Here is a 12595-nt window from a genome sequence, read left to right as displayed (position 1 = left end):
AAATATCTTGATCTAACGATGCTGGATTATAAAAATTGGAGAGTATAAAAAAAGCGCCGAGCATAGTGCCAGACGCTTTTTATATAATTTTTAGTGGGATGAAAATTATTTTTCTTGGATAATTTTGGTTTTTTCTTCGATATTTGCCTGAAATTGGGTGGTAATGGCATCAATCATAATTTGAACCTCTTCCCCTGCATAGGCCTCTGCCTCTGAGGTAGAAGAACCAAATCCTTTTTCAGAAGCAACCACCATTTTGGTGAATGCAGCTTTTTGTTCTGCGCATGCCTCCACAACAGATTGATTGAAAGAGCGAACCGAGCTGCCCGCATCAATTTGTTCATTATGAAATTCGGTAAGGCATTTTGCATATGCAGCCCTGCTATCGTCCATTTTATCCGCAAAAGCAGGGGTTGAGGCCAATAAGGCCGCCAAGATAATTATGTTTTTCATGTACCCACTCCAATAAATAATAAATAAATATACTCTATTTCGCTCCTAAACCAAAGCGAATTTCAAAGTAAAAGTTTAAAAATCTTGTAACATATCTGTCCAATTGGAATAAATATTTACAAATAAATGCGTTACCTCAGCAAATGTTTAATTAACGCGCATTCCATTTTTTATGACAATTATGTCTTTTTCCAATAGCTGAATATTATCCAATGGGTTGCCGGACACTGCAATAATGTCGGAAATATAACCCACGGAAATTTGACCAATATCCTTTTCTTTACCCAATGCGGCGGCGGAATTTATGGTGGCGGCCCTTATCGCGTCAATGGGTGTCATGCCATAATCAGTCATGATTTTAAATTGCCCTGCCGCTGTGCCGTGTGGCATAATTCCCGCATCGGTGGAAAAAATCATTTTCACCCCTGCCTTATGCGCTTTACGAAAATTATCGCGTTGAATTTGCGCAATATCACGGTCTTTTTTCAAATTTTCTTCCAACACGCCATTTTTCGCGCCTTCGCTTTGCGTATATTCAGTATTGAAAATATCCATCCCAAAATATGTGCCATATTGAATGGCCAATTTTATCCCATCATCATCAACCAAACTGGCATGTTCAATCGTGGTAAACCCCGCCTTTATCGCTGCTTTTATTCCCTCCGCCCCATGGGCATGGGCGGCAGTTTTTAATCCCCATTGCTTTGCTTCATCCACGATGGCGGTTAATTCGATAAGGGATAATTGCTGTTGCCCCGGTGTGGTATTGCGTGAAAAAACACCTCCAGTGGCGCAAACCTTTATCACCTCTGCGCCATATTTGCGCATTTCGCGCACTTTCTTGCGCAGCTCATCCGGTCCATCCCCAACGGCTGGCGATTTAGCCTTAAATGACGGGGGCAAAAATGTTTGGTCACAATGCCCGCCCGTTGCGCCCAATGAATAAGCGCCCGGGACAATATTTGGACCGATCAGCAAGCCTTCATCAATTGCCTGTTTATACGCCACATCGGAATAATTATCCGACCCGACATTTCGCACCGTGGTAAAGCCGGCAAGTAACATGGCGCGCGCATTTTCTACGCCCTGAACAGTAAAAAATTGATCAGTAAATTGCAGGGAGGAATATCCACCATAAAGCGGGTTGGCATCCAAATGAACGTGCATATCGATTAAGCCTGGTAATAATGTGCGTCCAGACAGGTTGATATGGGTGACATCCCCTCCCCATCGGACCGTTCTGGCGTCTGCAATATTGGTAATTCTGCCGTCTTCACCGACAAATATGGCCGGATATTCAATCATTTTACCGCTATTCACATCCAACATTTGATCCGCCGTAATCACCCGATTTTGGGCAAAGGCAGACACAGATATTGCCGACATACACGCCATAAAGGCCAAAGCATGGGTTATTTTTTTGCGCGATGACGCCGCCAATATTTTCATATATTTATCCCTATCATTTCTCTTTTTCCGACATGACGACAAAATATTGCCTGTTTCAAGCGCAAATTACATTCATTCCAAAAACTCTTCCCTATCTGGTATCCGGGTAAAGGCGATTTTCGTCCCCGAAAAGCTGCGCCCCTGCTGCGGCAACATGCCGATAAGGGCACTATCGCGTCCAAATCGGCGGTTAATCCTATCCATTGCAAAGGATAATCGCTTCATTTTTTCCACATCCCTGATGGGGCGCTGTGATTGTGGACTGACAGCGTCAAATAAATCAGGTTGAATATTGCTGTTCGCCACCAACCCGTGCAGCACAACCGATAATTTTGTAATCAATATTCCGCGCCCCTGTGGCACCTGCCCCTCCCAAAAACATATCAGCATATCCAAAAATGTCATATTATCCTGTGCAGGGCGACACCGCGCCTCCGCCCTTATCCGTCGTCCATCGGCAAGCCGCGCGGAAAAGCCGAAAATCGTGGCATGATATTCCATCCGGCGTAGGCGGCTGCATGCCTTCATCGTTAACCGCCGTGCGACATTTATCGCCTGATCCGGTGGGCGTAATATCGGGGCAAGCATATGGCTGTGCCCAATGCTGCTGCGTTTTGTTTCCACGTCGGGAATTTCAAATCCGCGCAGATAATACCACATTCTTTCCCCCCAAATACTGCCCCACACGCTGCGCATTCGCCGCCTGTCCAATGCCCAAATATCCTCCATCGTAATAATGCCATGTTGGCGAAGCCGTCTTTCCATATTGCGGCCAATACCGGGCAGGTCGCTGGGCTTTAAATCGGCAATAAAGCGTGGTTTTACCTCATCGGGCATTAAAATGGTCAACCCATCGGGTTTTTGTAAATCGGTTGCCACCTTGGCCAGAAATTTGTTCGACGCAATGCCAATGGAACATTTCACAAATTCCCCTAAATTGGCGACAAGCCCCCTTTTTATCGACATGGCAATGCGCCGTGCGGCCTCTGGCGATGACTCATTGGTTAATAATCGGGCAGCCACCTCATCAATTGAGCACACCTCGCTTACCGGAATATGGCGGTTTACCTCATCAATCGCGCGGTGGTGAAAATCAACATAGGCGTCATGACGGGCCAAGACACAGATAAGTCCGGGGCATAATTTTCGTGCCTCCCAAATGGCCGTGCCGGTTTTGACGCCAAATGCCTTTGCCTCATAACTGGCCGCAATGGCGCATGTGCTGTCCGTTTCCACCGGAACAACGGCCACCGGCTTACCACGCAAATGTGGTTGAAGCTGTTGCTCTACACTGGCAAAATAGCTGTTAAAATCGACATATAACCATTTAAGCGGGCTTTGTTCCATTGGCATATCCATGCCGCGTTGATTCGCGGCTGGACATTATATGTTCTTATTTTGTTCTTGTTAAGGCATGATGAGAACAAAATTAATAATCATAATCTATTATGTTGATTTTATGCCCAAAAAGCGCACCAAGGCATAACCCAAAAACGCAAAGGCAGAACCAAGTAACCAACCGCCCAAAATATCCGTGGGCCAATGCACGCCAAGCATGATGCGCGACATCCCCATGATAAAGGCCGCGAAAATAAATATTTTTGCCCAAATGGATGGTAATTTGCCATTCATAAAAAAGATAAAGCCAAGGCATATCGCCGCAGCGCAGCTGGCATGGCCGCTGGGATAGGCAAAACTTGAAACCCCATCAAGATGCGGAACGAAATCGGGACGTGGCCGTGCAAAAAATGCCTTTAACAAATCAGAAGATAGATTAGTAGCGACTACCATCACGACATATGAAACGCCTGTTCTAACATCTATTTTGCGCCATAATATTATCGCCAATAAAACAACAACTATATATCGCGAAATCCCGCCGCCAATCCAGCTAATCCCCTGCATGATGGTGATGATGGCCTCTGATGATGCGCCAATTTGCAAAGCCAAATTCTGCGCAAGCCAGATATCGGTACGGGTCAAGGCATTTGTGCCCGTCATAAAGCCCAAAAATATAACCATGACAATGAAGAACAAGGCCAAAATTATTAGATATGGTGATTTAATATATTTCATGTACCGGATTTTATCTTACCATTTAATGCAAATTTGTTTTGTCGTACCATCACACCAATAATGATGCACGAATTATCATCGCCCATATCTTTTACCTCACCCAACATAATATCCTCATTCACGAGAATCGGACCAATATCGGTTTTTTCTCCACATGATCCGGTAAAGGATAAGTTATAAGTGCCGGCGCGCAAATTGGTAAAACGGAATTTGCCATCTTTATATATCTTAAACGAATATGACTTTCCGCTATCCGATGTTAAATAAGCATTTGATTGCCAATATGAATTAAACCGCCCATTTATTTCATATCGCGGTGTAACATTGGGTGAAGCAGTTGTTTGACATGCCGCTGTTGCCAAGGAAAGAGAAGCACCAACCGCTGCGACAAAACGCCGCGATTTATTTTTTGTTCCATCCAATGTCCGAATGACACCAAGGGGAGAAATTTGCGCGCGCACGCAAATTTTATCATTGTTGTCCAATAAAGCCTCGGCCTGATCCACTGTCAATTGGGACAGATTATGAACGACAGTGTCACAGGAGGCGCAATACCGGTTACAACCTTGCCTTTCCATCGCGCTCCAGCTTTCGCTGCATGGCTCTGGAAAAGAGACTTTTATGTCCGCCATTGCCTCCTCCTCACATTTGACAATGCCTACATATGCAATGTTTTTCCAAATGCGCCAAGCACACTCTCATGCATCATTTCACTTAATGTTGGATGAGGGAACACGGTTTGCATAAAATCTTGCTCAACCAATTCGGCCTGCTTACCAATAGTATATCCTTGGATTAACTCGGTCACCTCTGCGCCCACCATATGTGCGCCAAGCAATTCACCGGTTTTCGCATCAAAAATGGTTTTGATAAAACCCTCTGCTTCACCCAAAGCAATCGCCTTGCCATTGCCGATAAAAGGGAAAGTGCCAATTTTTAATTCATGGCCCAACTCCTTGGCCTTTGCCTCGGTATAACCAACGCTCGCCACCTGTGGATGGCAATAGGTGCAGCCGGGAATATTGCGCACATCCATTGCATGGGGATGTACATCTTTATTGCCCAATGCCTGAGCAATTGCTTCGGCCGCAATCACGCCTTCATGGCTTGCCTTATGCGCAAGCCAAGGCGGCGCGGTAATATCACCAATGGCCCAAATGCCCTTTACATTGGTTTGGCACATGGGATCGGTGTTAATATGACCGCGCGTTGTTTCAATTTTCAACGCCTCCAGGCCAATATTCTCGCTATTGGGAACAATTCCGATGGCAACGATGCAATGCGAAAATTCATGAGATCCGCTTTTGCCATCTTTGGTTTTAATGGTTGCGGTGACACCAGCAGCCGAGGATTTAAGCGCCTCAACCCCTGCTCCTGTATGGATTTTCATCCCCTGTTTTGTCAATGATTTTTCAAGAAATGCAGACACATCTGCATCCTCCACCGGAACAATCCGGTCCATCATTTCCACCACGGTAACATCCGCGCCCATATCATTGTAAAAACTGGCAAATTCAATGCCAATTGCGCCCGAACCGATGACCAATAATTTCTTCGGCATTTCGGGCGGCACCATCGCGTGACGATATGTCCAAATGCGCTTACCATCTGCCGGAGCAAAGGGAAGGTCGCGGGCACGCGCGCCCGTGGCAATAATGATATGCTTGGCGGTTAATTGCTCCTCACCCTTATCACCCTTTACAGTCATTTTACCCGGTGCGGTAATCACACCATTGCCCATATGCACGGTAATTTTATTTTTCTTCATCAAATGGGCGATGCCTTGATTAAGCTGTTTTGCGACCCCGCGCGAACGCTTTACCACCGCATCAATATCTGCGGTAATTTTTTCAGCCGCCAACCCATAATCCTTGGCATGGTTCATATAATGGAAAATTTCCGCCGAACGCAGCAATGCCTTGGTCGGGATGCACCCCCAATTAAGGCAGATACCGCCCAGATTTTCACGCTCCACAATGGCGACTTTTAATCCCAATTGCGCGCCACGAATGGCGGCCACATATCCACCAGGGCCAGAGCCCAAAACGATTAAGTCATAATTGCTCATGCCAACATCCCCAATGGATTTTCAACCAGTGATTTAAAAACTTTCATCAATTGTGCGCCATCCGCACCGTCAATCGCGCGGTGATCAAAGCTGCCTGTCGCGCTCATAACAGTCGCAACCGACAATGCGCCATCGACAATATAGGGCCGCTGCTCACCCGCACCAATGGCCATAATCATCGCCTGCGGTGGGTTAATCACTGCCTCAAATTGTTTAATACCAAACATTCCCATATTGGATAGGCTGGCTGTGCCGCCCTGAAACTCATGGGGTTGTAATTTGCCTTCTTTTGCGCGAGCAGCCAGCTCTTTAATCTCGGTTGAAATTGCGCTGATGCTTTTGGTATCCGCACCCTGAATAATCGGGGTGATAAGCCCAGCAGGGATGCTGACCGCCACGCTAATATCTGCGCGGCTATAACTTATCAAACTATCTCCAGCAAAGCTGACATTACATTTTGGTACCGCGATAAGCGATTTTGCCAATGCCTTGATAAGCAAATCATTCACCGATAATTTCACGCCCTGTGGTTCTAATGCAGCGTTAAGCTCGCTGCGTAATTTCAACAATTTATCAAGCTGAATGTCCACAGTAAGGTAGATATGCGGCACTTGCTGCTTGCTCTCGGTCAAACGGCGGGCAATGGTTTTGCGCATATTGGTGAGTTTTTCAACGCTATGCGGGATATTATCATCCGCAACAACCGGCGCAGGGGCCGATATGGCAGGAGAAGCGCCCGCACTGGCAGAAGATGTGGCAGTCGCTGAAGCAGAATTGGCAGGTGCAACAGACGCGCCCTCAACATCGACCTTTACAATCCGGCCACCTGGACCAGTTCCTGATAAGCTGGCAAGGTCTACCCCTTTATTTTCGGCCAATCTGCGCGCCAATGGGCTGGCCTTAATACGGCTGCCATTTTTGGCCGCTGCCACCGGTGTTGCTGTTGGCGATGGCGCTGGCGATGCTGCAGCTGATTCGGCAGGTTGTGCTGCACTTACTTTTGCGGGCTCTTGCTTTGCCGCCGTTTCCACTGGTGCAGAATCAATCGAAGATGCATCCTCGCCTTCCTCTGCAATAATCGCGATAATATCGCCCACTTTTACATTATCCGTGCCTTCCGCAACCAATATTTTGGCGATAACGCCATCATCAATTGCTTCAAACTCCATGGTTGCCTTATCGGTTTCAATCTCCGCCAATAAATCACCAGAGGAAACATTATCCCCCTCTTTTACCAACCAACGGGCAAGCGTCCCTTCTTCCATAGTAGGGGAAAGCGCAGGCATTTTTAACTCAACGGCCATTTAGTCGTCCTTAAAAAAAATAGAATCTATATAGCATCATTAGAGACAAGCAAACCCTAGGGTCAAGAAGCTAATGCTTGCATCGGAAACTAAAATGGCGCAGCTTCAGGATAAATGGGGCATTCATTAAATAAGGGGATGATATATGCGCGTATATTTGGTGGTCATTGATGATACAGAAGAAGCCAAATTGGCATTGCGGTTTTCTGCACGCCGTGCCGCAAAAACCGGCGGCGCAGTGCATATTTTGACATTGGTTGAACCAACAGCACATATACCATGGGGCGGGGTTCAGGCCACTTTAGAAGATGAAGCACAGATTAGAGCAGAAGAATTGGTCGCCAATGCAGCGGGCGAATTATTTGACGAAATGGGGGTTAGACCGCGCATTACGGTCCGCGCGGGCAATGGTGTGAAAATTGTTCGCGATTTAATAAAGGAAAATGCAGATATTTCCGCACTGGTGCTTGGCACAGCGGCAAGCGGCAATCCTGGACCATTGGTTAGCCATTTTGCAGGGACAAATGCTGGAACATTGCCCTGCCCCATAATTTTAATTCCCGGATCATTGGGACGTGATGATATTGATAGGATTAGTTAATGAATAAAATGGGTTAAGATTATTTATTAGAATTTATCTTAATATTATTTACGCCTGCGTCCTTTATGGCGAATATTGGCCGGACGCCCCCTCGCCCCGGCCTTATATTTCCCGGCCATTTTGGGTTTTGATGATTTATTATTTCGTGAATTTCCACCCTCTTCATTGCTATAATCTTCGTGCAATATACCAAATTTAATACCGCCCGTGGCGACATTTGCCTCCATCACTCGTAAATTTATTATTTGCCCCACCTTATAAACAGTGCGGCTTTTTTCGCCATAAAGCGCCTGTTCGGCTTCATCATAATGGAAATATTCACTTCCCAGCGAAGAAATGGGCACAATACCATCGCCGCCAATATCCTTTACCGTGGCAAAAAAACCGAAATTTTTAACCGATGTGATCCGCGTTTCGACAACTTTATCGACAAAATTGACCATATAGGCGGCAACATAACGATCAATTGTCTCTCGCTCGGCTTCCATTGCGCGGCGTTCAAAAACGCTTATTTTCTCACAAATTTTATCCAGCGCATTTTTGTCCGATGGTGCTAATCCCGTACCATCATTGCTGCCATCTTCATTTGTAAATAGCCCATAGGCATCAACCAAAGAACGATGCACTAATAAATCAGCATAACGCCGAATTGGACTGGTAAAATGGGCATAGCTGCCAAGGGACAATCCAAAATGCCCCATATTTTTGGGCCCATAATATGCCTGCATCTGGCTACGCAATACCGCTTCCATAATTTGCGGCTTAATCAAATCATCATCAACTTTGGCTAGCATGTTGTTGAATAAACTTGGTTTTATTACCTGCCCAAGCGCGAGTGGAATTTCCAGACTTGCCAAAAACTCCTTTAACGCAATAATTTTCTCTCGTGATGGTTCTTCATGCACACGGTAAACTACAGACGCTTTTTTCGTCTCTAATGCCTTGGCCGCGGCAACATTGGCGGCAATCATAAAATCCTCAACCAACATATGCGCGTCCAATCGTTCGCGCACCGAAATATCGACAATCTCACCCTGTTCGTTAATTTTAACCTGACGTTCGGGCATATCAATGGCCAATGGTTCTCGCCTTGCCCGCGCTTTTGACAATAATGCCCAACAATCCCATAAGGGCCGGAGCGCTGTTTCAGTCATCTCATGTGGTTTTACGCCATCAATGGCGGCCTGTGCATCCTCATAAGGGATATTGGCAGATAATTTGATTAAGGCGCGTTCAAAACGCCATGACGTCACTTTGCCATTTTTATCGACCACCAAATGACATGCCATTGCCGCACGGTTTTCGCCCTGTTTTAACGAACACATGCCCGATGATAAAATATGGGGCAGCATCGGCACGACCATGTCGGGAAAATAAACACTATTGCCGCGCTTTCGTGCCTCAATATCCAACTCATTTCCCGGGCGCACATAAAAACTAACATCTGCAATCGCTACAATCGCATCAAAACCGCCAATATTGTCTGGTGATGTTGACGGCGCAGCCCAAATGGCATCATCAAAATCCCGCGCATCACGTGGATCAATTGCTACAAATGGGATATGACGTAAATCCGTCCTTTTGCCAAAGGAGCTTTTGCTAATCTTCTCGGCTTCTTTTTCGGTGCGGCCATTAAAATGATGCGGTATCCCAAATTTATTCACCGCAATCATGGACAGGCTGGCCCCTTCGAAAGGATCGCCCAAAATTTGTTCAATATGCGCCTTTTTATGGTGGCTTCGGCCCTTTAACTCGGCCAATACTAATTGACCATCCTTTGCCTCTACCCCGCCCGAAATTGCAAAATTATTTCGGTTTCTTTTATCAACAGGTTGTAAATATTGGCGGCCATTGGGCAAAATTTGCACCATACCCATTATCATTTGATCCGCCTCAGCCAATTTTTTAATGGCAAATGCGAACCAGCCCTGCCCCCGCTCTTCTGTGCGTGCCAAAATACGGTCACCAACGCGCAAACGCATTGATTTTCCACGTTCTTGAACACGTAATTGCGGGGCCGGCTTGCCCTCCGCTTCCCATTTTTCGGGAATGGCAATTGGCGCATTACCCTCAATCGCTACAATTTTAAGCACGGTAACCTTGGGCAGGCCGCCCATTTTGTGAAACGCCCTGCCCGGTGCCATGTTAATCAGGCCATCATCGGTCATGTCCTTTAACAAAGCCTTTAGCAAAATTTTACGCTGACCCTTTAAACCAAATTCGCGGGCGATTTCCCTTTTGCCTGCATTTCCATCATATTCTTCAATAAATTTGATGATTTGCTTTGCAGTGGGCAATCCTTCATGATCGGCGCCGCTTTTTGGTTTTTTACTATCGGTCAAATCAATATGCTCTCGCAATATAAATGCTTTCAACAGCATCGCGTCCGGTAAAGATACAGCGACCTGAGATTGCACCATCCTCGATCGGGCTGTTGCGGAATGTTAATTTTTCAGATTTCAACAATTTGACAATTTCTTCCAATTCCGCGCCGGTTGGTCTGGCCCAATTCACCTTTACCCAACCAGGATATTTACCGGCATTTGCATAATATTTTTTCACATCATTAAAATTTTCAACATTTTCAATGATATTTTCTTGGGTCCGATGCTTTGCTTCATTAAATAATGATGCCTGCATATCTTCCAATATTTTACCGGCATTATCGGCAAATTCATTCACACCCATGATGTGAAAATTGGGCTTTCCATTTTCTTGATATAATTGATGACGAATTAAGAAGGAAACTTTTCCAGCATCCATATCGCGCGCGCCCACTTCAATAATAATCGGCGCGCCTTTTTTCACCCATGACCATCGTTTCTGACTTGGCTTTGTTGCCTTTACATCCAAAAGCACACGAACAGGCTCACCAAGAACAGAAATATTTTGAACTTCTGACTTTAACTTTTTGCAATAATTCAATAATTGCTCATCGCCATCATTTTCTTTTAACATGGGAATAATGATAATTTGCTGCGGTGCAATTGCAGGTGGCAGACGCAATCCATCATCATCACCATGAGACATAATAACCCCACCAATCATGCGCGTAGAGACGCCCCAGCTGGTAGTATAGGCATATTGATAATCGCCATTGCGATCTTGAAAACGGATATTTTGCGCCTTGGCAAAAGTATGGCCCAGAAAATGTGAAGTGCCGGCCTGCAACGCCTTGCCATCCTGCATCATTGCTTCAATAGAATATGTATCCTCTGCGCCGGGGAAACGCTCATTTTCGGGCTTCACACCTGCAATAACCGGCATCGCCAATTTATCCTCGGCAAAGCTGCGGTACACCTCCAGCATCTTCATGGTTTCTTCGACCGCATCTTCGCGCGTCTCATGCGCGGTATGGCCCTCTTGCCATAAAAATTCACTGGTCCTTAAAAACATGCGCGTGCGCATTTCCCAACGAACAACATTGGCCCATTGATTATATAATAAGGGCAAATCACGCCAGCTTTGCAGCCAACGGGAAAATGCCGTTCCTATCACGGTCTCCGACGTCGGACGCACCACCAATGGCTCTTCTAATTTTGCATCAGGGTCAACAATTAACCCCTTTTCACCCTTGGTCAGGCGGTGATGGGTAACAACAGCCATTTCCTTTGCAAAACCATCAACATGCTCTGCCTCTTTTTCAAAATAGGAAAGCGGAATGAATAAAGGGAAATAGCAATTTTCATGGCCTGTTGCCTTAATTTCCCTGTCCAATAAAGCCTGCATCCGTTCCCAAATACCATAGCCCCAGGGGCGCATTATCATGCATCCACGAACACCGGATTCCTCTGCTAAATCAGCCGCAGAAATTAATTCTTGATACCAAGAAGCAAAGTCCTTGCTTCTGTGGTTATTTAACGCATGACGGATCATCTAAACTCGCTTAATTTATATTTGTTGAAAATTATATCATTCTTCAATTGCCATTTATTCAGACAAAGTAAAATGCAGAATATGAAAAATGCCTATTTATTTTGAATCTCATCGATTTTATTTTGCATTTCTTCAATTTGTTTTTTTAATTTGGCAACTTCATCATCTTTGGCATTTTTATCCGCCGATTTAGAAGCCTCTTGCCCCGTAGAGACAAAGCCGCCCAACAACATTTCCTTTGCACTACGCGCCATTTCAATATTTTTCTTTGCAATATCGCCAAATGGGCCAGATGTAATCGCCGTTTCAACAATGTCCTGAAATTGTTTTTGATTTTTGCGGAAATTTTGCATGGAATTTTCCAAAAAAGATGGAACCATCGCCTGCATATTTTTGCCATACATTGAAATTATATCGCGCAGAAATCCAACGGGAAGCAGGTTTTCACCATTTGTTTCCTCCTCCATGATGATTTGGGTCAATACATGATGGGTAATATCTTCTTTGGTTTTGGCGTCAATAACGGTAAATTCGACATTATCTCTTATTAACTCTGCCAAAAAATCAAGAGTAATATATTTTGAATTTTGCGTATTATATAAACGCCTATTCGCATATTTTTTGATGATAATTGGCGTTGATGCATTTGCACCACCACTATTATTTTTCCCGCCGCTCTTCATTTTTTGTGGAGCCTAACTTTAATAAAATTACAAATTAAACCTTATAATAGCATTAAAATTCGCTGCGCCGCAACAAAGATATATT

11 protein-coding genes are annotated in these 12595 nt (G+C 45.2%); 1 reads left to right on the top strand and 10 read right to left on the bottom strand.

What is annotated here, in order from left to right; all coding sequences use genetic code 11:
* Positions 1 to 105: 105 nt before the first annotated feature.
* The 7 genes from LPB140_RS07680 to LPB140_RS07650 form a co-directional block, all read right to left on the bottom strand.
* Positions 106 to 453, bottom strand: coding sequence for a hypothetical protein (locus tag LPB140_RS07680; RefSeq protein ID WP_072559331.1), 348 nt, complete (start codon positions 451 to 453; stop codon positions 106 to 108).
* Between the two features lie 147 nt (positions 454 to 600).
* Positions 601 to 1902 carry a Xaa-Pro dipeptidase gene (locus tag LPB140_RS07675; RefSeq protein WP_083550170.1) on the bottom strand — a complete coding sequence of 434 codons (1302 nt, stop codon included), beginning with the start codon at positions 1900 to 1902 and terminating at the stop codon, positions 601 to 603.
* Between the two features lie 72 nt (positions 1903 to 1974).
* A complete protein-coding gene (locus LPB140_RS07670; RefSeq protein ID WP_072559330.1) occupies positions 1975 to 3261 on the bottom strand; it encodes a Y-family DNA polymerase in 1287 nt (428 codons plus the stop codon).
* 87 nt (positions 3262 to 3348) lie between these two features.
* Positions 3349 to 3924 carry a phosphatase PAP2 family protein gene (locus tag LPB140_RS07665; protein WP_198024089.1) on the bottom strand — a complete coding sequence of 192 codons (576 nt, stop codon included), beginning with the start codon at positions 3922 to 3924 and terminating at the stop codon, positions 3349 to 3351.
* A 50-nt stretch (positions 3925 to 3974) separates the two neighbouring features.
* Positions 3975 to 4610: a peptidase associated/transthyretin-like domain-containing protein gene (locus LPB140_RS07660; protein ID WP_156874167.1), complete on the bottom strand. Its 636-nt coding sequence runs from the start codon at positions 4608 to 4610 to the stop codon at positions 3975 to 3977.
* Between the two features lie 26 nt (positions 4611 to 4636).
* A complete protein-coding gene (gene lpdA / locus LPB140_RS07655) occupies positions 4637 to 6046 on the bottom strand; it encodes a dihydrolipoyl dehydrogenase (protein WP_072559327.1) in 1410 nt (469 codons plus the stop codon).
* Positions 6043 to 7350 carry a pyruvate dehydrogenase complex dihydrolipoamide acetyltransferase gene (locus LPB140_RS07650; RefSeq protein ID WP_072559326.1) on the bottom strand — a complete coding sequence of 436 codons (1308 nt, stop codon included), beginning with the start codon at positions 7348 to 7350 and terminating at the stop codon, positions 6043 to 6045. Before LPB140_RS07650 ends, lpdA begins: the two co-directional genes overlap by 4 nt.
* A gap of 145 nt (positions 7351 to 7495) precedes the next feature.
* Here LPB140_RS07650 and LPB140_RS07645 point away from each other — a divergent pair, with 145 nt between their 5' ends.
* Positions 7496 to 7951 carry a universal stress protein gene (locus tag LPB140_RS07645; RefSeq protein ID WP_072559325.1) on the top strand — a complete coding sequence of 152 codons (456 nt, stop codon included), beginning with the start codon at positions 7496 to 7498 and terminating at the stop codon, positions 7949 to 7951.
* Between the two features lie 44 nt (positions 7952 to 7995).
* Here the strand turns inward: LPB140_RS07645 and rnr are convergent, their stop codons facing one another.
* The 3 genes from rnr to phaR form a co-directional block, all read right to left on the bottom strand.
* A complete protein-coding gene (gene rnr / locus LPB140_RS07640; protein WP_083550167.1) occupies positions 7996 to 10332 on the bottom strand; it encodes a ribonuclease R in 2337 nt (778 codons plus the stop codon).
* Positions 10295 to 11827, bottom strand: coding sequence for a proline--tRNA ligase (proS, locus tag LPB140_RS07635; protein ID WP_072559324.1), 1533 nt, complete (start codon positions 11825 to 11827; stop codon positions 10295 to 10297). The genes rnr and proS overlap by 38 nt, the downstream gene beginning before the upstream one ends.
* A 92-nt stretch (positions 11828 to 11919) precedes the next feature.
* The gene (gene phaR, locus LPB140_RS07630; RefSeq protein ID WP_072559323.1) at positions 11920 to 12510 is read right to left on the bottom strand and encodes a polyhydroxyalkanoate synthesis repressor PhaR; all 591 of its coding nucleotides are present in this window, start codon (positions 12508 to 12510) and stop codon (positions 11920 to 11922) included.
* Positions 12511 to 12595 lie beyond the last annotated feature (85 nt).

It is taken from the genome of Sphingorhabdus lutea (genome assembly GCF_001889025.1).
GTDB classification, from domain to species: Bacteria; Pseudomonadota; Alphaproteobacteria; order Sphingomonadales; family Sphingomonadaceae; genus Sphingorhabdus_B; species Sphingorhabdus_B lutea.
This window is presented reverse-complemented; position numbering and strand designations above follow the sequence as displayed.

Excerpts from the sequence above, each read along its gene's own strand:
- LPB140_RS07680 (WP_072559331.1), bottom strand. The coding sequence starts at position 453 with ATGAAAAACATAATTATCTTGGCGGCCTTATTGGCCTCAACCCCTGCT.
- LPB140_RS07675 (WP_083550170.1), bottom strand. The coding sequence starts at position 1,902 with ATGAAAATATTGGCGGCGTCATCGCGCAAAAAAATAACCCATGCTTTG.
- LPB140_RS07670 (WP_072559330.1), bottom strand. The coding sequence starts at position 3,261 with ATGGATATGCCAATGGAACAAAGCCCGCTTAAATGGTTATATGTCGAT.
- LPB140_RS07665 (WP_198024089.1), bottom strand. The coding sequence starts at position 3,924 with ATGGTTATATTTTTGGGCTTTATGACGGGCACAAATGCCTTGACCCGT.
- LPB140_RS07660 (WP_156874167.1), bottom strand. The coding sequence starts at position 4,610 with ATGGCGGACATAAAAGTCTCTTTTCCAGAGCCATGCAGCGAAAGCTGG.
- lpdA (WP_072559327.1), bottom strand. The coding sequence starts at position 6,046 with ATGAGCAATTATGACTTAATCGTTTTGGGCTCTGGCCCTGGTGGATAT.
- LPB140_RS07650 (WP_072559326.1), bottom strand. The coding sequence starts at position 7,350 with ATGGCCGTTGAGTTAAAAATGCCTGCGCTTTCCCCTACTATGGAAGAA.
- LPB140_RS07645 (WP_072559325.1), top strand. The coding sequence starts at position 7,496 with ATGCGCGTATATTTGGTGGTCATTGATGATACAGAAGAAGCCAAATTG.
- rnr (WP_083550167.1), bottom strand. The coding sequence starts at position 10,332 with ATGCTGTTGAAAGCATTTATATTGCGAGAGCATATTGATTTGACCGAT.
- proS (WP_072559324.1), bottom strand. The coding sequence starts at position 11,827 with ATGATCCGTCATGCGTTAAATAACCACAGAAGCAAGGACTTTGCTTCT.
- phaR (WP_072559323.1), bottom strand. The coding sequence starts at position 12,510 with ATGAAGAGCGGCGGGAAAAATAATAGTGGTGGTGCAAATGCATCAACG.